Origin of the sequence: Pseudonocardia ammonioxydans, assembly GCF_900115005.1 — a bacterium.
Classification (GTDB): domain Bacteria; phylum Actinomycetota; class Actinomycetes; order Mycobacteriales; family Pseudonocardiaceae; genus Pseudonocardia; species Pseudonocardia ammonioxydans.
This window is the reverse complement of sequence record NZ_FOUY01000013.1, coordinates 79,816-100,486: the sequence shown is the minus strand read 5'-3', so window position 1 is coordinate 100,486 and position 20,671 is coordinate 79,816. Positions and strand designations below refer to the sequence as shown.

The 20,671-nt window shown below is 72.6% G+C and carries 19 protein-coding genes; 6 read left to right on the top strand and 13 right to left on the bottom strand.

The window, feature by feature from the left end; all coding sequences use genetic code 11:
* Genes BM093_RS14600 through couO form a run of 3 tightly spaced genes read left to right on the top strand, consistent with a single transcriptional unit; the run spans position 1 to position 2,854 of the window.
* On the top strand, positions 1–1,491 hold the full coding sequence (locus BM093_RS14600) for an acyl-CoA synthetase (protein WP_093343025.1): 1,491 nt from the start codon (positions 1–3) through the stop codon (positions 1,489–1,491).
* 14 nt (positions 1,492–1,505) lie between these two features.
* The gene (locus BM093_RS14595; protein WP_093343191.1) at positions 1,506–1,985 is read left to right on the top strand and encodes a MarR family winged helix-turn-helix transcriptional regulator; all 480 of its coding nucleotides are present in this window, start codon (positions 1,506–1,508) and stop codon (positions 1,983–1,985) included.
* 2 nt (positions 1,986–1,987) lie between these two features.
* The gene (gene couO / locus BM093_RS14590; protein ID WP_093343188.1) at positions 1,988–2,854 is read left to right on the top strand and encodes a 4-hydroxyphenyl-beta-ketoacyl-CoA hydrolase; all 867 of its coding nucleotides are present in this window, start codon (positions 1,988–1,990) and stop codon (positions 2,852–2,854) included.
* Positions 2,855–2,879: 25 nt separating this feature from the next.
* Here couO and BM093_RS14585 read toward each other — a convergent pair whose 3' ends face one another.
* Positions 2,880–3,497: a TetR/AcrR family transcriptional regulator gene (locus BM093_RS14585; RefSeq protein WP_093343023.1), complete on the bottom strand. Its 618-nt coding sequence runs from the start codon at positions 3,495–3,497 to the stop codon at positions 2,880–2,882.
* Between the two features lie 46 nt (positions 3,498–3,543).
* On the opposite strand from BM093_RS14585, the gene BM093_RS14580 reads away from it, so the two are divergent.
* Together BM093_RS14580 and BM093_RS14575 are read left to right on the top strand one after the other, a co-directional pair.
* Positions 3,544–4,560 (top strand): hypothetical protein, encoded by a 1,017-nt coding sequence (locus BM093_RS14580; protein ID WP_093343021.1) that lies wholly within the window; start codon positions 3,544–3,546, stop codon positions 4,558–4,560.
* Positions 4,557–5,282, top strand: a complete 726-nt coding sequence (locus tag BM093_RS14575) for a YqeB family protein (RefSeq protein ID WP_093343019.1) — start codon at positions 4,557–4,559, stop codon at positions 5,280–5,282. The genes BM093_RS14580 and BM093_RS14575 overlap by 4 nt, the downstream gene beginning before the upstream one ends.
* Here BM093_RS14575 and BM093_RS14570 read toward each other — a convergent pair.
* The 10 genes from BM093_RS14570 to BM093_RS14525 form a co-directional block, all read right to left on the bottom strand.
* The gene (locus tag BM093_RS14570; RefSeq protein WP_093343017.1) at positions 5,254–6,153 is read right to left on the bottom strand and encodes an NADP-dependent oxidoreductase; all 900 of its coding nucleotides are present in this window, start codon (positions 6,151–6,153) and stop codon (positions 5,254–5,256) included. The two genes, BM093_RS14575 and BM093_RS14570, sit on opposite strands and share 29 nt — an antisense overlap.
* Before the next feature lie 226 nt (positions 6,154–6,379).
* The gene (locus BM093_RS14565) at positions 6,380–7,297 is read right to left on the bottom strand and encodes an alpha/beta hydrolase (RefSeq protein ID WP_177238480.1); all 918 of its coding nucleotides are present in this window, start codon (positions 7,295–7,297) and stop codon (positions 6,380–6,382) included.
* 89 nt (positions 7,298–7,386) lie between these two features.
* The gene (locus BM093_RS14560; RefSeq protein ID WP_143105384.1) at positions 7,387–9,174 is read right to left on the bottom strand and encodes a sigma-54-dependent Fis family transcriptional regulator; all 1,788 of its coding nucleotides are present in this window, start codon (positions 9,172–9,174) and stop codon (positions 7,387–7,389) included.
* 101 nt (positions 9,175–9,275) lie between these two features.
* Positions 9,276–10,490: an acyl-CoA dehydrogenase family protein gene (locus BM093_RS14555; protein WP_093343009.1), complete on the bottom strand. Its 1,215-nt coding sequence runs from the start codon at positions 10,488–10,490 to the stop codon at positions 9,276–9,278.
* Positions 10,491–10,500: 10 nt separating this feature from the next.
* Positions 10,501–11,328, bottom strand: coding sequence for a mycofactocin-coupled SDR family oxidoreductase (locus tag BM093_RS14550; RefSeq protein WP_093343006.1), 828 nt, complete (start codon positions 11,326–11,328; stop codon positions 10,501–10,503).
* A gap of 222 nt (positions 11,329–11,550) precedes the next feature.
* Positions 11,551–12,642, bottom strand: a complete 1,092-nt coding sequence (locus BM093_RS14545) for a tellurite resistance/C4-dicarboxylate transporter family protein (protein WP_218162772.1) — start codon at positions 12,640–12,642, stop codon at positions 11,551–11,553.
* A 29-nt stretch (positions 12,643–12,671) separates the two neighbouring features.
* The gene (locus BM093_RS14540) at positions 12,672–13,559 is read right to left on the bottom strand and encodes a DUF6282 family protein (RefSeq protein WP_093343003.1); all 888 of its coding nucleotides are present in this window, start codon (positions 13,557–13,559) and stop codon (positions 12,672–12,674) included.
* A 30-nt stretch (positions 13,560–13,589) separates the two neighbouring features.
* Entirely contained in the window at positions 13,590–14,930 is a 1,341-nt protein-coding gene (locus BM093_RS14535; protein WP_093343000.1) for an MFS transporter, read from the bottom strand.
* Positions 14,927–15,718, bottom strand: coding sequence for an HpcH/HpaI aldolase family protein (locus BM093_RS14530; RefSeq protein WP_245773523.1), 792 nt, complete (start codon positions 15,716–15,718; stop codon positions 14,927–14,929). Before BM093_RS14530 ends, BM093_RS14535 begins: the two co-directional genes overlap by 4 nt.
* Positions 15,715–16,632: a cupin domain-containing protein gene (locus BM093_RS14525; RefSeq protein ID WP_093342997.1), complete on the bottom strand. Its 918-nt coding sequence runs from the start codon at positions 16,630–16,632 to the stop codon at positions 15,715–15,717. Before BM093_RS14525 ends, BM093_RS14530 begins: the two co-directional genes overlap by 4 nt.
* 135 nt (positions 16,633–16,767) lie before the next feature.
* On the opposite strand from BM093_RS14525, the gene BM093_RS14520 reads away from it, so the two are divergent.
* Positions 16,768–17,550: an IclR family transcriptional regulator gene (locus BM093_RS14520; protein ID WP_093342994.1), complete on the top strand. Its 783-nt coding sequence runs from the start codon at positions 16,768–16,770 to the stop codon at positions 17,548–17,550.
* On the opposite strand, the gene BM093_RS14515 is transcribed toward BM093_RS14520, so the two are convergent.
* Both BM093_RS14515 and BM093_RS14510 read right to left on the bottom strand, forming a co-directional pair.
* Positions 17,520–19,094, bottom strand: a complete 1,575-nt coding sequence (locus BM093_RS14515; protein WP_245773522.1) for an AMP-binding protein — start codon at positions 19,092–19,094, stop codon at positions 17,520–17,522. The two genes, BM093_RS14520 and BM093_RS14515, sit on opposite strands and share 31 nt — an antisense overlap.
* Positions 19,091–20,458, bottom strand: a complete 1,368-nt coding sequence (locus BM093_RS14510; RefSeq protein ID WP_093342991.1) for an MFS transporter — start codon at positions 20,456–20,458, stop codon at positions 19,091–19,093. Before BM093_RS14510 ends, BM093_RS14515 begins: the two co-directional genes overlap by 4 nt.
* Positions 20,459–20,671 lie beyond the last annotated feature (213 nt).

Below are 20,671 nucleotides of genomic sequence, written 5' to 3'. Positions count from 1 at the left end.
ATGCGGGACGGGGGACTGGGCTCCTGGCCGGCGCGCCGGGCGCGGATGACGCCGGACCGGGTCGCGCTGGTGCACGACGGCCGCCGCGACACCTACGCCGAGCTGGCCCGGCGCACCGCGGCGCTGGCCGCGGGCCTGCGCGGGCTCGGGGTGCGCCGCGGGGACCGGGTCGGCTACCTCGGCCCGAACCACCCGGCGTACCTGGAGACGCTGTTCGCCACCGCGTCGCTCGGGGCGGTGTTCGTGCCGGTCAACACCCGGCTGGCGGCACCGGAACTGGCGTTCGTGCTCGACGACGCCGGTGTGTCGGTCCTCGTGCATACCGCGGCGGCCGGGCCGACGGTGGACGCCGCCACGGGCGGGATGCTGCACACGCGGCTGGTCATCGGTGGCTCCTACGACGACCTGGTCGCGGGCAGCGCTGCACCGGTCGACGAGCCGGTCGGGCCCGACGACCCGTGCCTGATCATGTACACGTCGGGTTCCACCGGCCACCCGAAGGGCGCCGTGCTCTCGCACGCCAACCTCACCTGGAACTGCGTCAACGTCCTGGTCGAGTCCGACCTGTCCGGCGACGAGGTCGCGCTCGTCGCCGCGCCGCTGTTCCACACCGCGGCGCTGGGCATGACCTGCCTGCCCACACTGCTCAAGGGCGGGACCTGCGTGCTCATGGAGTCGTTCGACCCGGCTGCCGCGCTCGGGCTGGTCGAGCGGCACCGGGTCACGCTGCTGTTCGGTGTGCCCGCGATGTACGACGCGATGGCCGCCCGGCCGGACTGGGCCGCGACGGACCTGTCGAGCGTCCGCGCTCTGCTCTGCGGCGGGTCCCCGGTGCCGGACGCGACTGCGCGCCGGTGGCTGGAACGGGACCTGACCTTCGTGCAGGGCTACGGGATGACCGAGACCGCACCCGGCGTGCTGATCCTCGACCCGGCGTCGGCCCGCACGAAGGCGGGCACCGCGGGTGTGCCGTCGTTCTTCACCGACGTCCGGATCGTCGATCCCGCGGGCGACCCGGTCGCGCCGGGGGAGCGGGGCGAGATTCTGGTCAGGGGACCGAACGTGATGCTCGGGTACTGGAACCGGCCCGACGCGACCGACGAGGCGCTGGCCGGGGGCTGGATGCACTCCGGCGACGTCGCGACCGTCGACGACGACGGCTACGTCACCGTCGTCGACCGGATCAAGGACATGATCATCTCGGGCGGGGAGAACGTGTACCCGGCCGAGGTCGAGTCGGCGTTGTACGAGCACCCGGCGGTCGAGCTGTGCGCGGTCGTCGCGGCAGCGGACCCGACCTGGGGCGAGGTGCCGCGGGCGGTCGTCGTGCTGCGGCCCGGCGCCCAGGCCGACGCGGACGGGATCCGGGCCCACCTGCGCGACCGCCTGGCGGGCTACAAGGTGCCCCGCCACGTCGACTTCCTGGACGAGCTGCCCCGGACCGGCTCCGGCAAGGTCATGAAGGCGGCGCTGCGGGAGCGGTTCGGGTGACGGCCCCGACGCCGATGCCGACGCCCGCGGGAGCGGTGCGGGAGGATCCCGCGGTGCCGGACCGACCCCTCACCCTCTATCTCGTCAAGCGCCTCGAACTGGCGATCCGGGCCCGGATGGACGAGGCCCTGCGACCGCACGGACTCACCACGCTCCAGTTCACCGCACTCACGGCGCTGCGTGAACGGGACGGGCTGTCGTCCGCGCAGCTCGCGCGGCGCTCGTTCGTCACCCCGCAGACGATGAACGAGATGGTGCGCTGGCTGGAGAACCGCGGCCACGTCGCGCGCCGGCGCGACCCGGACAACCGCCGCGTCCTGCTGCTGACCCTCACCGGCACCGGCCGGGACCTGCTCGCGCGCTGCGACCCGCTGGTCGGGTCGATCGAGTCCGAGATGCTCGGCGCGGTGCCCGAGGTCCAGCACCCGCTGTTCCGGCAGAGCCTGGAACTGGGTTACACCGCGCTCACCGAGCCCCGGGAGGACTCACCGTGACGATCGATCCCGACCGGCTGGTCGCCGTCGACGTGCACACCCACGTCGAGCAGGACGGCCACGGCTGCCTGTCGCTCGACCAGGAACTGATGGACGCCTCGGCGGCGTACTTCCGCGCCGGCCAGGACCGCACGCCGACCGTCGCCGCGATCGCGGAGCACTACCGCGAGCGGTCGATGGCCGCCGTGGTGTTCACCGTCGACGCGGTGTCCGGCACCGGGCACCCGGCGTTGTCCAGCGAGGAGGTCGTGGACGCCGCGGCAGCGCACCCGGATGTGCTGATCCCGTTCGGCTCGGTCGACCCGCACGGCGGGAAGGCGTCGGTCGCGCGGATCCGCCGGCTGGCCGAGCGCGGGGCGCGCGGGTTCAAGTTCCATCCCTCGCTGCAGGCCTTCGCGCCGAACGACCCGGCCTACTACCCGCTCTACGACGCGGTCGCCGAGGCCGGGGTGCCCGCCCTGTTCCATACCGGGCAGACCGGGATCGGCGCCGGGCTGCCCGGCGGGCGCGGCATCAAGCTGCGGTACTCGGACCCGATGCTGCTCGACGACGTCGCTGCCGACTTCCCGGAGCTGACCGTGGTGCTGGCGCACCCGTCGGTGCCGTGGCAGGACGAAGCGATCTCGATCGCCACCCACAAGGCGAACGTGTTCATCGACCTGTCCGGCTGGCGGCCCAAGTACTTCCCGCCGCAGCTGGTGCGGGCGGCGAACTCGTTCCTGCGGGAGAAGGTCCTCTTCGGCTCGGACTACCCCGTGATCACCCCGGATCGGTGGCTGGCCGACTTCGCCGAGCTCGACCTGCGGGACGAGATCCGGCCGCTGATCCTCAAGGAGAACGCAGCCAGGGTCCTCGGCCTACGGCACTGACGTTGATCAAATCGGTGTGCGCGACTCAGCACGGCGTGGTCGGGGTGGAGCGCGGACCGTCCAGCAGCGCCCCGACCTGCTCCTGCAGCAGGGGTGCCTCGGTCCTGACGTCGAACCCACCGGTCGTGACCCGGGACGCGAAGCCGTCCACCAGCAACATGATCCAGACCGCGAGCCGGTCGGCGGGCAGGTCGTCGCGCACCTGGCCCTGCTGTTGGGCCGCGGCCACGACGTCGCGCAGCCGGGATCGGGTGGTGTCCTCGTCGGCCTGCAGTGCGGCGGCGATCTCCGGGTGCGCGGTCAGCCCGCCGACGACGGTGATGAAACCGGCTGCCCGCGGGTCGGCGAGATCGCCGACCGCGTGCTCGACGTAGTCGGACAGGACCTGCCGCGGCGGGCGCTGCGGGTCGCGCGCGGTGAAGAACGCGATGGTCTCCTCGACGCCGAGCTCCAGGATCGCGACCAGCAGGGAGTTCTTCGTGGGGAAGTGGTGGAAGAACGTGCCCGAGCCGATCCCGGCGATCCGGCAGATCTCCGCGGTGGTGGCACCGGCGTAGCCGTGCTCGGCGAAGGCGGTCAGACCCGCGTCGATGATCTGGAGTCGGCGGGCTCGCCGGAGGGCGGGATCGATCGGGCGCGGCATGGCTCCATCGTAGTTAATGGAGTGGCCGCTCTGTTAATGTGCCGGCATGCTCCCGCTCCGTGCCCGGATCGCTTCACTGGCCGGCATCGCCGTGGGCGCGCCGGTGGCGGCGGAGTACCTGCAGGCGTATCTGACCTCCACCGGCGACGCGCTCGCACTGCTGGCCGGCCTGCTGATCTTCGTGCCGCTCTACGGCGGCGCGGCGTTGCTGATCCGGGAGGTCACCGTCCGCACCGGGCGGGGCTGGACCGGGACGCTGCTGCTGGCCGCCGCGTTCGGGGTCGCGATGCCCGGGGTGATCGACCTCGCGATGTTCGGCGACTCGCGCCCGGACATCCCGTACTGGGCCGAGCTGCGCGAACCGACGCTGATCGAGCCGCTGCAGCTCAGCGCGTCCGCGACGCTGGGCTGGGTGGTCGGCCACGTCGTGATGAGCGTGGGTGCGCCGCTGGCCGTGCACCACGCGCTGGCCCCGTCGCAGCGGGGCCGCCCGCTGCTGGGCCGGTGGGGGATCGGGGTCGTGCTCGTACTGTGGGCGCTCGCCGCCGCGCTCGTGCACGGCGACGGCCGCCGGACCTACGGCTACGCCCCGTCCGTCCCGCAGGCGGCCGGGGTGCTGCTCGTGGTCGCGGCGCTGGTCGCCCTGGCGATGTCCCGGGCGGGCCGGCCGGCCCGGAGCAACCCCGACGGCCGTCCTGTGCGGACCGGCGCGATCCTCGCCGGCGGCGTCGTGGCCGTCCTGGGCTTCAACGTCCTCCCGCCGACCTGGACCGGCGTCGTGACCGGGGTGGCGCTCCTGCTCGCCGTCGCGGTGCTGCTGCGCCGGGTCGCGGTGCACCGGCGGTGGGGAGCCCGCGAGATCGGGCTGCTCGGCGCGGCCGCGATCGTCGGCGGCGCGCTGCTCGGCGGTCTCGCGCCGGTGCCGGAGGGCGTCCCGGTCGCCGCCAAGGCCGCCCAGAACGCGGCGCTGCTCCTGGCCGCACTCGCGCTGGCGGCCGTCGTCCGGCGCCGGACGGCACCGGACGCGCTGCCCCGTACCCCGACACCGGAGGGACGACCATGACGGCACCCACGCGCACCGTGCGGATCTCGCACGCGCTGCTCGGCGCGATCCTGCTCGCCGGGCTGCCGGTCGGTGCCGCGGCGGGCTACCTGGTCGGCCCGCTCACCCGGTGGCTGGTGGACGTGGTCGGCGGAGCCCCCGGCCCGCTGCGCCTGCTCGAACAGATCCCGGAGCCGTGGCTGATCGGGCTCGGCACCGTGGCCGGGCTGGTCGCCGCGGCACTGCTCGTCGCGGTGATCCGGGCGGAGACGATCGCGGTGGAGATCGGTGCCGACGGCGTCACGGTCGCGCGCGACCGGGCGCGCTGCTACGTCGGGCGGGAGCGGATCGCGAGCGTCTTCACCGACCCGCACGACCTGGTGCTGCGCGACGCCGACGGCCGGGAGCTCCTGCGCCGGGAGGCCGACGTCGGTGCCGCACGTCTCGCCGCCGCGTTCGAGGCCGCCGGCTACCCCTGGTCGGGCACCCGCGACCCGGACGAGGACCGCTTCCGTGACTGGGTGGACGGCACCCCGGACCTGCCCGGCGAGGCCCACACGCAGTTGCGCCGCAGGGCGCGTGCCCGACGCGACGACGACACCGACACCGCCTCCGACCTGCGGGAGCAACTTCAGGACGCCGGGGTCGTCGTCCGTGACCGGGGTTCGCGTGGCCAGCAGTGGCGCCCGCTCGGCGGCCACGGGGCGGGCCGGCCTACGGAACCAGCACGATCTTCCCGGTGACGTGCCCGCCCTCGACCGCCGCGAGTGCCGCTCCCGCCTCCTCCAGCGGGCGGACCTCACCCACCATCGGGTCGAGCTCGCCCGCGGCGACCAGCCGCGCGAGCTCGGCCAGCACCGCCGTGCTGCGGTCGCGGGTCACCTCGTCCCCGCCGAGTGCCTTGACCAGCGGCTTGTCGGCGACGGAGTAGAGCCGCCCGGCGGGCACCAGGGCGGCGACGGCACGCAGCGCGTCCCCGCCGACGAGGTCGAGCGCGCCGTCGATCCCGCCCGGCGCGGCCGCCCGGAGCCGGTCGGTCACGCCGTCGCCGTAGGCCACCGCGGTCGCGCCGAGCCGGGCGAGCAGGTCGTGCTTGGCGGGGCTCGCGGTACCGACGACGGTGAGCCCGCGCCGGCGTGCGAGCTGGACCAGCGGCAGGCCGACCCCGCCGCCGGCGCCGTTGACCAGCAGCGTGGACCCCGCTGCGAGCTGCAGGTTCTCCAGCGTGTCGTACGCGGTCCCGGCGGCCACCGGCAGCACCGCCGCCTGCTCCGGGGACACACCGTCCGGCCGGTGCGCGGCGAACGACGCCGTGACCACCGCCGTCGGGGCCCAGCCGCCGAGCATGCCGGGGCAGCCCCCGAACACCTCGTCGCCGGGGGCGAAACCGGTGACGCCCGCGCCGGCGCCGAGCACGGTGCCCGCGACCTCGCGGCCGAGCACCGCCGGGCCCTCGACGCCGTAGGAACCGTCGCGCACCCGCCAGTCGCCGGGGTTCACCCCGGCGGCCCGCACCCGCACCAGGAGCTCACCGGGCCCCGGCACCGGCTCGTCGACCTCCAGGAACGCCTGCTGCTCCGGCCCGCCCGCCCGGAGGAACCCGTAGCCCCGCATGCACCGTCCTCGCCTGTCGCCTGTCGCCTGTCGCCTGTCGCCCGGGCGTCACGCTACGCCGCAGCGATCAGCGGTTGGCCTCGCAGCGCGGCCACGAACGCCACCGTGGTGCCGTGCGGGCGCTCGTGGCCGAACGTGCTGTGCGTACCGCTATGCAACACGGCTGTGGAGGGCACACACCGAGCCACCCGCCACACGCGTCGCGACGAGCCCGGCGCGATCGCGGTCAGGCCACAGCAGCTGCGCCTGTACGCGCGCGGACGAAGGACCCGATTCGCTCGATGGCGTTGGCGGCTTCGGGGATCTTGTCGGCGAACATCTGGAACACGTGGACCATCTCGTACCCGATCTGGAGAACGGCCTCCCCGCCCGAGTTCAGGACGGCATCGGTGATTCGTACCGCGTCGTCCTCCAGGACCTCGCTGCTACCGGCCTGAACAAGGAGTGGCGGAAGGCCGGCGAGGTCGGCCAGCAACGGCGAAGCCCTGTGGTCCGTGGGATCCGCTCCCTGGAGGTAGCCCTCCTGCATGCCGGTCAGGACGGCGCGGCTGACAAGCGGGTCCATGGGCTCCCGCGCGGACATGGAGTCACCGGACAGCGTGAGGTCGGCCCACGGCGACATCAGAACTCCGGCTGCGGGCGCCGGCCTTCCGGCGTCGCGTGCGGCAACCAGTACGGCGAGGGCGAGCCCGCCGCCGGCGGAGTCTCCTGAGATCACGAGTGAGGACGGGTCAACGCCGTCGGCGAGCATGCCGTTGTACGCGCTGACGCCGTCGTCGAAGGCAGCGGGGAACGGGCTCTCGGGTGCCAGGCGGTAATGGGCGAGGAAGACACGAGCCCGGGCGGCGCGTGCCATGCGGGCGGCGAGATCGCGGTGACTCGTCGGGGAGCCGATGAGGTAACCGCCTGCATGGAAGTGCAGGATGATCGTCTCGTCGGACTCGGGAACGCTGACCCACGCACCGGGGATACCGCCCACGACTCCTTCGGCCACCTCGACCTCCGGGCCTGGGGCGGGGCACATGTCGTCGAACCCTGTCCGCATCTCCTCGACCGTCGCACCGTCGCGGAGCCAGCCTGCATAGGCCTCGGACGCGATGGTGTTGACCCGGGATGAGACCACTGTGTCCTCCTGTGCGTTCACGCCGAGCTGCATCGCTCGGTGAAGTAGACGACACCAGACCTGGAGCGCGGCAGAGGTCTCAATACAGAGACCGGCAGCTGAGAGGGGTGTCAGCGCTGCACGGGTCGTCGGATCGAGAGTGCCTTCATCTTCCGGTAGATCGTCGCCCGTGAGATGCCGAGGTGCTCGGCGGCGGACTCGGCGTTCCACCCCGTGCTCTGCAGCGCGTCGACGATGGTCGCGCGTTCTGCCTCCTCGAGGGCGATGAGCTTGCGACCGTCCCGCGTCACCGTGCGGTGGGTGGGGGGAAGGTCGTCCACTCCGATATCGCGTGACGTCGAGGTGGCGAGCGCCGTGGACAGGACGCGGCGAAGCTCGGCGACGTTGCCGGGCAGATCGTGGTGCATGAGCGCGGTGATCGCTCCCGAGGTACAGCGGCGCTCGGAATCCGCGCCGAGATCCCGTAGAAGGGCGCTCACCAGGCCGGGGAGGTCCTGTCGACGCTCGCGAAGTGGCGGGATGGTGACCGCACCGTCCGTGCGGTCCAGCAGCCTGCCGAGCACAGCGGCCTCGACTACGTCGGGGTCGACGGCGAGAAGCACCCGTGCGGCGGCGCGTTCCAGGCGGGCCGCGAGCTCGAGCGCTGCTCGTCGTGGGAGACAGTCCACGTGGTGCAGGAGGAAGGTCGACGAGGGGTCGTGATGGCCGTCGACGAACGAGCTGATGCCGTCGACAGCGAAGTCGATCTCGATGAGGGGAGTCCGCGGCGCTGTGGCATCGTGCAGCGCTCGCGCGAGCGTGGCCTTGCCGGCCCCACCTTCGCCGAGAACGGCAACCCTTCGTCGGGCACGGAACAGCCGGAGCCCGGCCTCGCGCACCTTCCACCACTCCGGTGTCGAGACCTGTCGCTTCGGCGCCTTGTCGGAGGACTGGGTTCCGGGTGTGGAACGCATGGTGAGCAGGACGCCCGCGGCTGTCGGCCCGTCGTGCACGGTGGAGCAGCGGACATCGACGGCGAACCCCCGGCTCAGGGTGACGCGTCCGGTCATGGTCCGTCTGCTGCGCATGGCTTCCTGAGCCCAATCCCAGAGTCTGGCATGGTCGGAGGGGTCGAACAGTTGCGCGGCCTGCGCATTGGTGAACAGGTACTCCTCGTTCATCGAAGCGACGGCAAGCGCGGGGGACCTGGCGGTGCGGACGAAGGCGTCGAACAACGCCCGCTCGCGGGTCGAGGAACCCAGGCGGAGGCGGTCCTCGATCTCCTTGGCCGCTTCGGCGACGAGCGGGAGCAGATGTTCGTTGGTGTCACGGTAGTGGCACGTCAGGGCGACGATGCCTTCGAGACGGCGGGAGAACGGGTCGCGGACCGGGACACCGACGCACGTGAAGTCCTGCATCCCCTCGAGGAAGTGTTCGGGGCCGGCTACGATCACGGGTCCGCGGACCTCGAGCACCGTGCCGAGTCCGTTGGTTCCGGCCACCTCTTCGGCCAGTAGCGATCCCGGCATCGCAGCGACCTGGTCGAGACCGGTCAGGAGTCGCTTGTCGGCCGAGGCGCGCCACAGGATCCACGACGAGCTGTCGGCGAGGGTGATCACGGTGTTGCTGAGGTCGGCGCTGAGCCGTTGGAGGACCGGTTCCGCCGCACGCAGCAGCCGCGGCGCGCCCTCGCGCTCCGGATCGTGGGGGAGGGTGAGCGGGGCGCCGGGATCGATTCCATTGAGTTGTGAGCGTCGCCAAGAGGTGACGATCTCGCTGCGCACGAGGGCGCTCGCCGCCGTCTCCGGTTGCGTGGTCGAGGCCCCCAGCAGGCGCTCGCGCGCCGCCATGGTCTGGCGGCGCGCGGTCTGACCCCAGCGTTCTGCCTGAAGCGGTGGGATCCCACGTTCATCGGACACGGCCACACCTCACGATGCACGACGGTCGATCTCCTGCGCGACGACCGCCGGGAACGACCCGCCCGCCCGGTCAGGGGAGGCCCCGCCGGGCGGGCCGGAACTCAGATCAGCAGCAGTCCGTCGACCGGGTCGGCGAGGCCCAGCAGGGCGGCTCCCGCGGGCACGAAGGCGCCGTCGGGGTGTAGGTAGGAGTGGTTCTTCAGAAAGTTGACGTCACGCTGTTGGCGCTGGAGAGGGTTGTCGAGGTGGAAGATGCTCGACCCCGACCCCTCCACGACGATCTGGATGGCGTCGCGGGCGACCTGACAGATCCGAGGCGAGGCCATTCGAAGCTTCGCCGCCGTCTCGACGTCCGCGGCCTCGCCCCGGTCGGACAAGTCGGTCACGATTCGCAGGGTCTCGTCCCACAGCGTGCGGGCCATCCGAGCCTCGGTGAGGGCCTGGCCGTAGCGGCCCCAGGCCTCCGGGTGCTCGCGCTGTGGCCCGAGCCCGAAGCCGACGATCCGGGTCTGGATCCGCGCATGCATGTCCTCGACGGCAGCCTCGGCGCAGCCGACGGCGACCGCGGAGAGCAGGACGTCGAACATGCGGATGATGGAGAAGCCTTCGAGCGGGCGTACGTCGTTCGGGTCCGCCGGGGTCAGACGTTCCTGGCCGAACGCTGTCCACCGGCGGTCGGCGGGGATGAAGTGGTCGTCCAGCGCGAAGGTGTTCGATCCCGTGGCCTGCATCCCTGCCATGTGCCAGATGTCGATGAGCTCGACGTCCGCGACATCGGCGCACAGACCGAGCACGGCGGGCTCCTCGTCGCCGGGGCGCTCCTCGAGCGTGACGAACAGGACGTGGTCGGCGTTCATGATGCCGCTCGCGAACGGCCACTTGCCGGTGACCCGCCAGCCCCCCTCGACCGGGACGGCGGTGCCGGACGGCGTCGCCTGGAACCCGGCCGAGAGCGCTGCGGTGGCGAAGGGGCGGCCATTGAGCAACTGCTTGAGGTCCTGGGTGATGGAGACGTTGTGCACCACCAGGAACGAGTATACCCAAGCCGTCGAGGCGCAGCCCTTGGCGAGAATGCGAGTGATCGTGCCGAGCTCGCGCATGCTGTGGCCGTAGCCGCCCTCGCTCTGCGGGCTCACGACGTAGAACAGACCTGCGGCCTCGAGGTCGGCGATCGTCTCGTCCGGGATGCGGCGCATGCCCTCGGCGGTACGGGCGCGCTCACGGAGGACTGGAACGAGGGCCTCCGCGCGCGCGTAGAGCTCCTCGGCGGCGGGACGGCCACCGGCCTGCGGGGGCGTGGTCAGGGTGGAGGTCATCGGGTCTCCTTCAGATCTGCATGGAGCCGGCGTCGACGGGGAGTGCGACTCCGGTGATGTAGCGGGCGTCGTCGGAGGCGAGGAACAGCACCGCGGTCGTGATGTCCGAGGTCTCGACCCATGGGATCGGCATGATGTTCAGCGATGCGAACCCGGCCTTGGCGTCCTCGGCTGTCGGCGCCTCGAGATCCGGGCGGAAAAGCTTGTACTGCGCGTCGTGTTGGATCATGTCGGTGTCCACGGTGGTGGGGTGCACCGAGTTGACCCGGATGCCGTGCGGGGCGAACTCGTGGGTCATCGCCTTCATCAGGCCGGTGACACCATGCTTGGCGGCGGTGTAGTGCGCGACGCCGCCGTTGCCTTTGAGGCCGTACACCGAGCTGGTCAGGACGTAAGCCCCACCGCCGGCCGCGATGACGTGTTCGATCGTGGTGCGCGCAGTGTTGAAGACACCGGTGAGGTTGGTGCCGATCATGTCGTCCCACTGCGCGGTCGTCAGATCGCGGATCCCGCCGTAACTACAGACCCCGGCATTCGCCACCACGATGTCGAGCCGGCCCAGCTCGGCCACCGCCGCGTCGACCGCCCCCGCCATGGCGTCGGCGTCGCGGACGTCGACGACGGCCTGGACGGCTCGGCGGTCTTCGGTCTCGACCAGCTTGACCGTCTCAGCGAGGTCGGCCTCGGTCCCGAGCGCGTACGGCACCGACCTGATGTCGTCGCAGAGGTCGACGACGATGACGTCGGCGCCCTCGCGGGCCAGCCCGAGCGCATGATTGCGGCCCTGGCCACGGGCCGCTCCGGTGACAAGGGCGACCTTGCCATCAAACCTACCCACTTCGACTCCTTCGTCTGGGGGGCTTGTCGTGAGCCGGTGAGGACGGCGCATCCCGTACCGGCTTGTACGGATCATCCGCGCGGCACGGTCCCGTGAAGCTCTCAGTACTGAGACTCGATGCAGGTACGGGCCTTCGCGCCGCGTGGGCGAACCCGGCGCGCTCGGCACCGGCCGACGGTGAGGCTCGGCGGGTGCGCCTGCCAGGTGTGGCTGCGGGAGTGCCTACCTGTCGTCAGGGCGGCCGTGACCGGCGGCGTCGCGGGTGCTGCGCAGGCGGTTACGCACGGGGGCGACCAGCATCGCGGCGAACGTGATCGTCCATGCCGCCAGCGCCACCCAGCCCTCGGCGGCGCCGATCGCGGTCACGATCGGCAGCTCGGCCGCCTCGCCGAAGGTGTGGCTGGCCACGCCGTACATGCCGAGCGGGAAGATCACCGTCCACAGGCTCGTCTCGTAGCGCAGCGGGACGCGGTGAACCCGGTGTCGCCACCAGCCGGCGGCGACGAGCACCGGGAACAGCCACGTGCCCAGGGTCCAGAACGCCAGCGCGGCCCCGGCGACGAACCCGCTCGCCGCGAGCGCACTCGGTGCCTCGGCCATCGTCATGATCGTCGCGGCGGCCATCGTGCTGATCGCGGTCGCGCCCATCGTGATCCAGTAGGGCGGCGTCAGCTCCTCCGGGGACGGTGGGTGGAGCAGCAACCGGGCGGTCACCAGGGCCATCGCCACCGCGTAGAGCAGCGAGCCGAGCATCCACGCGAACAGGGCCAGCAGCGCGAACGCGTCCCGCCAGACGGTCGTCGTGGCCTCCAGCGTCGCCGCGAGGACGGCGACCGACTGGGTCGCGACGACCCAGACGAGCCAGGTCCCGTCCACCTGGCCGAGCACCGGGACCGCGGAGCGCCGGAACATCGTGGTGGCCGGGACCAGGTAACCCAGGACCAGCCAGCTGAGCCACCCGACGGCCAGCAGGCCGAGGGCGACCCGCTGCCTGCCGTCGATCGCGAGCCGGGTGCCCAGCACGTTCGTCGCGGCCACGAACGTGAAGAAGCCGAACGCCCGGCCCGGGTCCATCAGGTCGGCTCGCAGCGCCCGCGGGAAGGCCAGCGCCCGGTACGACGTGGCGACCACGAGCACGGCGTACCCGACGAGTGCGATCACCAGCAGCACGGTGGAGAGCAGGCCCAGGTGTAGGTGGGCCATGCCCACCGAGACGATGCCGGTCGCCATCACGAAGGCGAACGACCCCGGGCTGAGCGTGGCCACCGCGTCCCGTACCGGCGTCCGCCGCACCCGTGCCGATCCCCGCCCCACGGTGCGTACGGTAACGGGCCCGTACCGGGTCAGTCCGACAGCGACAGGAGCTCGCGCGGGTTGTCGTGCACGATCCGGCGCAGGTCCTTCTCGCCCAGCCCGAGGTCGAGCAGGGCCCCGGCGACGCGGCGGAACGCGTCCACCGGACGCGGGAAGCCTGCCTGGCCGAGGTCGGACCCGATCAGGGTGTTCTCCGGGCCGAGTGCGGAGATCCACTCCATGAGCTGCTCGACCGGCCACCGCATCGTCGCGCCCGGGTCGTACATGTGCAGCTCGTGCTCGATGAGCGCCCCGCCCTCGATGTAGCTCGCGCACTGCTTCGGGTCGGCCCCGATGACGAAGTCCGGGTGCGAGACGACGAACTTGCGGACCCCGCGTTCGCGTGCGGCGGCGAAGCAGGCGGTGATGTCGTCGGGGTGCAGGTGGCCGCCGTTGAGCACCGCGTCGTGCTCGGCGATCAGGTCGAAGATCGGCAGCAGGTCCGGGACGACCTCCCCGTCGCGGACGACCTCGATGCGTTCGGCGGTGAGCTTCACCGTCGGGGTGGGGAAGCCGAGGTTCTCGGCGTGGCAGTCGATGTGCCGGCCCGACGACACGGTCGGCAGATAGACGATCTTGCCGCCGAGCCCGAGGCAGAGCTGCACCTGCGCGAGGTTGAGGCCGCCGACCGTGGTGTTGAGCGCGACCGCGCCGATCACCTCGGTCGGGATGTCGGCCAGCAGCGGACGCTGCGCGAGCACGTCCATCTGGGTGTTGTGGTGGTGGCACTTGGCGACCATCGCCCGCATGCGCAGGCGCTCCCAGCCGTCGCGGGCGCCGCCCGCGTGGTCGAACTCCCGGGGCATCGGGGACGGCCCGGAGTGGCAGTGCATGTCGACGAGTCCGTCGAGGACGGCGTCGACGGCGGTGCTGGTCATGGTGGTTCCTCCTGGGAGATCGGGGCGGCCTCAGCCGCTGTGCATGTCGACGTCGCGGGTCTCCGGCCCGAGCCAGGCGCCGGCGACGGTGAGCAGGCCGCCGATGACGACCAGCGCGGCCGGGGCCAGCGCCGGGCCGACCAGGGCCTCGAGACCGAGCAGGTAGTAGGCGAAGAAGGCGGGGACGACGAGCGCGAGGCTGTAGCCGACGCCGTAGCCGGTGGCCCGCAGCGACGCCGGGAAGCGCTCGGTCAGGTGCGCGGCGATCGGGCCGAACGCGAGGATCCCGACGGTGAACGCCACGGTCAGCAGGGCGGTGGCCGACCAGTAGCCGAGGTCGGTGGCCCGGCCCAGGACCGCGAGCGTCCCACCGCCGACGACGACCACGACCGCGCCGGTCACGATGTAGAACGGCCGGCGCCCGAACCGCTGGCTGGCCAGACCGGCCGGTGGGTAGGTCACGGTGCAGATCGCGGAGGCGACCACCAGCGCGAGCGTCAGCTGGGTCGACGTCATACCGGCGGCCGCGGAGGTCAGCTCCGGGAGGATCGTGACGGTGACGTTGAGGACCGTCCAGATCCCGGTCATCAGGACGAACACCTGCAGGAGGCTGCGCCGGTGCTCCCCGGCGAACAGCTCCCGCAGCGGCGAGACCCGCCGGGCACCGGTGCCCGCCGGCTGCTGGGCCTCCGGCTCCGACACGTACCGGACGAAGTAGTACAGCACCCCGAACGCCAGCAGCGCCCCGATCACGAACGGGATGCGCCAGCCCCACACCGCGTACGGCGAGTCGGGCGAACCCGCGGGGAAGATCTGCAGCAACAGCAGCGTGAGCAGCGAGATCAGGCACAGCGCCAGCGGGGACGTCATCGTGATCAGCCCGCTGGCGAGCCCGCGCCGGCGTTTCGGCGTCCACTCCATCGCGAGCGGGATCGCCGCGGTGTACTCCCCGCCGAGGAACACACCGTCGAGCAGGCGCAGCGCGATCAGCAGGACCACGGCCCAGATGCCGATGCTCGAGTAGCCGGGCAGCAACGCGATGAGCAGCGTGGTCACCGCGATACCGGTGATGGCGATGATGGTCGCCTTGCGCCGGCCCGTCCGGTCGGCCAGCACCCCGAAGATCATCGCGCCGATCGGGCGCCCCAGCAGCGTCGCGGTGAAGATGAACGCGCCGATGATCGTCCGGGTGCTCGCGTCGAGGCCGGGCGGGACGAAGAAGGCCATCGCCGGCGCCAGCGCGATGACCGGGAGGTAGATGTCGAACTGGTCGACGAAGTAGCCGGTGATGCCACCGGTGAGTGCCCGGCGGCGTTCCGGGGACTGTGCCGCGGCCCCGGCGGGCCGGTCGTCGTGCACGGAGGAGGTCATGGCCGGTCCTTCGCTGTGGCGGCGGCCGGTGCGCTGGCACCGGCCGGTCGCAGGTCGTCGACGGTGCCGCGCGCGGCACCGGCGAGCATCGAGGCGTCGTTGCCGACGAGGACGAAGTCGTAGTGGTCGGGGAGCGCCCGGGCCGCCGCCGGGTTCCCGACCGCGGTGCCGAGCGGGACACCGTGGGTCACCGCGGCCTCCCGCACCCGGGTGAGGAGGCCGTCGAACTCGGCGGAGCCCGCCGGAAGTCCGGTGGCGACCGTGAGGTCGGCCGGGCCGACGAAGAGCGCGCCGAGCCCGGGGACGGCGGCGATGGCGTCGACGGCCGCGACGGCCTGCGGGCTCTCCAGCTGCGGGATCGCCACGGAGCGCTCCGCGGCCTCGAGGTAGCCGGGTACGTCGGTGCCCCACCGGCCCGCCCGCACGGTCGGGCCGTACCCGCGGGTGCCGTGCGGCGGGAACCGGGTGTGCGCGACGGTGGCGAGCGCCTGCTCGACGTCGTCGACGTGCGGGACGAGCACGCCGGCCGCCCCGGAGTCGAGCACCCGGCCGATCGTCGAGGCCGTCCGGTCGGGCACGCGGACCAGCGCCGGGAGGCCGCAGCCGCGGGCCGTGCCGATGAGCCGGTGCACGGTCGGCAGGTCGAGCGGCGCGTGCTCCATGTCGACGGCGACGAAGTCGAACCCGGCCGCGGCCAGCATCTCCACGCTGTCGGCGACCGGGAGCTTCACCCAGGTTCCGAGCGCGGGCCCGCCGGGGGTGAACAGGTCACGGAACGCCGGGATCACGGCCGGGCCCCGGGCGGCAGCGGGTACTCGGCGTCGTTGAGCACCCAGCCCGGGCGCTCGGAGAAGTCGAGGCGCGGTGGGCAGAAGACGTCGATCAGCTGGTTGACGCCCTGGCCGACCGAGCGGCTGGTGTGGACCGCGGGCGGCGGGATGACCGTGACCGAGGGGCTGGCGACCTCCACGTGCTCGTCCGGCCGCCAGTCGGCCAGGTCCCGGGTCCAGGGGGTCCGGATGTGGTGCACCCACCGGCCGGCGACGGTCAGCGAGTACTGCTCGAAGTCGTCGTGATGGTGCGGCGAGAGGTTCGCGGGGTCACGCGGCCCGAAGTCGGCGTCGAACAGGTTCACCATGACGGTGCTGCACCGGAAGATCCGGCCGAAGCGGCCCGGCTCGTACGGATGGTCGGCGACCGGGTAGATCCGCACCCGTGGGCCGTCGACCGGGTCCGGCCAGGGTTCGAACGGCGCGACGTTCGGGTCCGGCTCGGCGTAGGCGGACCGGTTGCGGCAGCGGTCGAGCAGGTCGGCCGAGCGGACGGAGAACAGCCGCACGACCGTCGTGTCCGACCGGACCTCGACATGGCTGTCACCGGCCGGCACGACGACGACGGACCGGTCGGTGACGGTCGCCTTGTCGGTGCCCGTGCCGATCTCTGCCACGGCCCCGGCGTCCGGGAACACCACCATGTACTCGTCGGCCTGCCCGGCGCGCTCGAGCCGTTCCCCGGCACGGGCCTGGGTGTGCGCGACCACCATGTTCTGCCCGCGGACCCACCACGTGCGGCTGCCCAGGGAGCTGATCTCGTCCGGTTCCAGCTCACTGAGGTCCAGGAACTGGGCCGGTGCGTTCGGCCGCGCCGGGGTCTGCCGGCCGGCCGCGATGGCGCTCCGGGGGTCGTTCGCTCCGTACGACATCCTGCTCCTTGATGTTCACATCGTGATATCAATGTTCGTGATGTGAACAGAATGCAGCGTGCCGGGGGCTCGGTCAAGACGCCGAGCGGCCTAGGGTCGACCTCGTCGATCGACGAGGTGGGGAAGGGATCTGCCATGGACGAGCCCGTGCAACGGGGGAGCGACGGGGCCTCGTCGGACATCCAGGCCGTGACCAGGGCGAGCCAGATCCTCGCCCTGTTCCGGTCGGACCGTCCGCAGCTCACCGTCGCCGCCGCGGCCACCGAGCTGGGGCTCAACCGGACCACGACGCACCGCTACTTCGCGTCCCTCGTCTCGAGCGGCCTGCTGGAGCGCGGGCGCGACGGCACGTCGTTCGTCCCCGGCGGCCTGCTGGTGCAGCTCGGTACGTTCGCGCTCGGGCGGCGAGCGGTCGTCGACCTGGCACCGGCACACCTGGCGCGGCTCTCGCGGGCGACCGGCCTGTCGTCGGCCCTGGGGCTCTGGGGGTCCTCCGGTCCCGTCGTCACCCGGGTCGAGGAGGACAGCTCGAACGCCGTGGTGGTGTCGGTGCGGGTCGGGCACCAGCTGCCCGCCGACTCGGCGCAGAGCCAGGTGTTCCTCGCCTTCATGGCCGACCGGTCGCGGGCCGAGCGGCGCCTCGCCGACGACCCCGGGCTGGCCGAGCGCGTGGAGCAGGTCCGGCGGACCGGCATCTCGTCGACCCACATCACCGAGTCCGACATCACGGCGTTCGGGGCACCGGTCTTCGACGAGGCGGGGATCTGCGCGACCGTGGCCGTCATCGGCACCGCGCGCACGCTCCCGGTGCACGAGCCGACCCCGGCCGTCCGCGTCCTCGCGGACACGGCGTTCGCACTCAGCACCGAGCTCGGTGGTGAGCGGTACTACCCGGCGGAGTTCGTCGGCGGGGCCTGATCGGGCGCCGGTGCTCGGCGGGCGTCGCGCAGCTCCCGGCGCAGCAGCTTCCCCGACGCGGTGCGGGGGAGCTCGTCGGTGAACTCGATGGTGCGCGGCACCTTGTAGCCGGCCAGCGCGGTGCGGCAGTGCGCGACGAGCTGGTCGGCCAGGGCGCTCCCGGCCGGTACGCCCGGTTCCGGCTGGACGACGGCGACGGCGCGCTGCCCCCATTCCGGGTCGGGGACGCCGATCACGGCGGCGTCGGCCACGGCCGGATGGGCCGCCAGCACGCCCTCGATCTCCGCGGGGTAGAGGTTCACCCCGCCGGAGATCACCAGGTCGGTGCGCCGGTCGTGCAGGAACAGCCAGCCGTCGTCGTCGAGGTGGCCGATGTCGCCGGCGGTGAACAGCCCGTCGTGCATCGCCGAGGCCGTCTTCGCCGGGGCCTTGAAGTACTCGAACGGCGTGGGCAGCGAGAAGTGGACCGTCCCGGCCTCGCCGGTGGGGACGTCGCGACCGTCGTCGTCGAGCACGCGCACCCGTGTACCGGGCAGCGGGTAGCCGACGCTGCCCGGCTTGGTGAGCCACTCCGCCGAGGTCAGCGCCGTCGCCGAGCCCTCGGTGGCGCCGTAGAACTCGGTGAGTACCGGTCCCAGCAGCTCGATCGCCTGCCGCTTGACCTCCGGCGGGCACGGCGCCCCCGCGTGCACGACGCTGCGCAGCGACGAGGTGTCGTGGCCGCCGCGGACCGCCGCGGGCAGGCGCACCAGGCGCTGCAGCGTCGTCGGCACCGTGAACGTCACCGACACCCGGTGCTGCTCGACCAGGCGCAGCCACTCCTCCGGCGTGGGACGTTCGGCGAGTACCACCGTGTGCCCGAGGGCGAGCGCGACGGCGGAGAAGGTGCCCGGCGCGGCGTGGTAGAGCGGGGCCGCGGCGAGATGGACCTCGCGCCCGGGCCGGATGTCGAGCCGGGCCATGAAGTCCAGCACGTGCTGCGAGAACCGCGGTGGCCCGTCGGGCAGCGGCTTGCGGACCGCCTTCGGACGACCGGTCGTCCCCGATGTGTAGCCCATCACCTCACCGGCCCGCGGTTGCGGGAGCGGACCGTCGGGCTGCCCGGCGAGCAGCTGCTCGTAGTCGGTCCACCCCGGCGCGCCGTCCACCGCGATCCGGCCGCCCGGCCCGAAACCGATCTCGTCCAGCGCGGCACCGACGGTCCCGGTCAGCGTCCGGTCCGCGACGACCAGCCGTGCCTCGCTGTCCGCCACGACGTAGGCGATCTCGGCGGTCGTGAGGTGGTGGCCGATCGGCGTGAAGTACAGCCCCGACTGCCCGGTCGCCAGCCGCACCTCGTAGTACGCGCGCCGGTTCGGCAGCACGGCCGCGACCGTGTCGCCGGGGCCGAGCCCGCGGGCCGCGAACGCGTGCGAGAGCCGGTCGACCCGCCGGGCGAGCTCGCCGTAGCTCGTTGACGTCCCGTCGGCGTCGAGTACGGCGACCCGACTGGGGTCGGTCGCGGCGATCGCCGCGAAGCCGAGCCGGTCGAGCACGTCCGTCACTCCTGCACCCCGGCGTGCCGGCTCGTGGCGGACGCACCCAGCAGGCGGGCCTTGTCCCGTTCCGGGTTCACCGTCAGCAACGCGATCACCGCACCGACCACGGACATCACCCCGAAGATCTGAAAGGCGGAGGCGTAGCCCTCGGCGGGGGTGGCCGCGGCGTCGACGACGAGACCGGTCAGGTACGGCCCGACGAGCCCACCGGTCGCCATCAGCGCGAGGAACACCCCGAGCGTGCCGGCGAGCTGCCGGGCCGGGACCACCTCGGAGATCGCCGAGTTGAACAGCGGGAAGATGCTTGCGCCGAACGAGTACCCGACCGACACCACGACCACGGCCATCCACGGCACGTCGAACCAGGGCAGCGCCGTCAGCGACAGCCCGCACGCGAGCAGACCGGTCGCGGGGAGCACCCCACGCAGCATCCGCGACGTCGAGCCGCGGGAGATCAGGCGGTCGCTGATCCCGGTGAGCACGAACAGCATCAGCAGGCTGGCGATGCTGGGGAAGCCGAACATCACGCCGGCCTGCACCCGGGAGTACCCCAGCCCCTCCTCGAAGTACGACGGCAGCCACGTCAGCACGACCGTCACCACCGCGTACATCGGGAGGATCGCCGCGACGCCGCCGAGGAACGTCGGGGTGCGCAGGATCCGTCCCCATGGCACCGACGCGGTCGGCTGATCGGCCTGCGTCGTCGACTCGGTGGTGCTCCGGGCGGGCGCGGCCCGCTTGCCGTACGGGCCCTCCCGCCAGGTCGGCAGCCACACCAGGCACCACACGACGCCGACGGCGGCCAGCGTGACGAACGCGGCCCGCCAGCCCCACGTGGCCACGATCAGCGTCAGCACCGGGGCGATCGCGATCTTCGCGATGGAGGCGGCCGCGGTGATGCAGGCCGAGGGCACGCCCCGCTTCTCCGGCGGGTGCCAGGAGTAGACGCCGGTGTGGATCATCGCTCCGGACGGGCCCTCGGCGAACCCGAGGACCATCCGGCTCACGAGCAGCACCGCGAACGTCGCCGCGACGACGGCGGGCAGCATCGCCACCGCCCACCCGAGCGCGAGCAGCACCAGCGACCACTTCAGCGGCATCCACCGGTCGAGCAGGCCCGCGAAGAACCCGCCGATCGTGAACGTCACGAAGAACGCGCTGCCGACCAGACCGATCTGGGACGCCGACAGGCCCAGCTCGTCGGCCAGGGGCTGCGCCACGATCCCGAGGACGGCCTTGTCCGCCCAGTTGACCACGTACAGCAGCACCAGCAGCCCGGTGAGCCCCCACGCCGTCGTGCGGGACCCGGCGCCGGGGTCCGGGGTGGTCGTCGCGGTGCCGGTCACCGCCGGGGCTGAGCCTGAGGCCATGTCATCGGACCCTTCGGAGCGGGAGGTACTCGTCGGTGAGGACCCACGGGTCGCCCGGTCGCCGGTGCGGCGACGGAGGCCGGGTGGTCCGCGTTCCGGGCCAGTGAAGGTGACGTGGGTCGCACGGGTCAAAGACGGGGCCGCGAACACGGTGTGAGCCGGTGCCTATGTGGCCAGGTCACAGGGCCTGTGACCGGGGTCGGCGGTCGGTAG

Bases quoted from the DNA above. Each gene is read 5' to 3' on its own strand.
- BM093_RS14600 (WP_093343025.1), top strand. From the start codon at position 1: ATGCGGGACGGGGGACTGGGCTCCTGGCCGGCGCGCCGGGCGCGGATG.
- BM093_RS14595 (WP_093343191.1), top strand. From the start codon at position 1,506: ATGCCGACGCCCGCGGGAGCGGTGCGGGAGGATCCCGCGGTGCCGGAC.
- BM093_RS14585 (WP_093343023.1), bottom strand. From the start codon at position 3,497: ATGCCGCGCCCGATCGATCCCGCCCTCCGGCGAGCCCGCCGACTCCAG.
- BM093_RS14580 (WP_093343021.1), top strand. From the start codon at position 3,544: ATGCTCCCGCTCCGTGCCCGGATCGCTTCACTGGCCGGCATCGCCGTG.
- BM093_RS14575 (WP_093343019.1), top strand. From the start codon at position 4,557: ATGACGGCACCCACGCGCACCGTGCGGATCTCGCACGCGCTGCTCGGC.
- BM093_RS14570 (WP_093343017.1), bottom strand. From the start codon at position 6,153: ATGCGGGGCTACGGGTTCCTCCGGGCGGGCGGGCCGGAGCAGCAGGCG.
- BM093_RS14555 (WP_093343009.1), bottom strand. From the start codon at position 10,490: ATGACCTCCACCCTGACCACGCCCCCGCAGGCCGGTGGCCGTCCCGCC.
- BM093_RS14540 (WP_093343003.1), bottom strand. From the start codon at position 13,559: ATGACCAGCACCGCCGTCGACGCCGTCCTCGACGGACTCGTCGACATG.
- BM093_RS14535 (WP_093343000.1), bottom strand. From the start codon at position 14,930: ATGACCTCCTCCGTGCACGACGACCGGCCCGCCGGGGCCGCGGCACAG.
- BM093_RS14525 (WP_093342997.1), bottom strand. From the start codon at position 16,632: ATGTCGTACGGAGCGAACGACCCCCGGAGCGCCATCGCGGCCGGCCGG.
- BM093_RS14520 (WP_093342994.1), top strand. From the start codon at position 16,768: ATGGACGAGCCCGTGCAACGGGGGAGCGACGGGGCCTCGTCGGACATC.
- BM093_RS14510 (WP_093342991.1), bottom strand. From the start codon at position 20,458: ATGGCCTCAGGCTCAGCCCCGGCGGTGACCGGCACCGCGACGACCACC.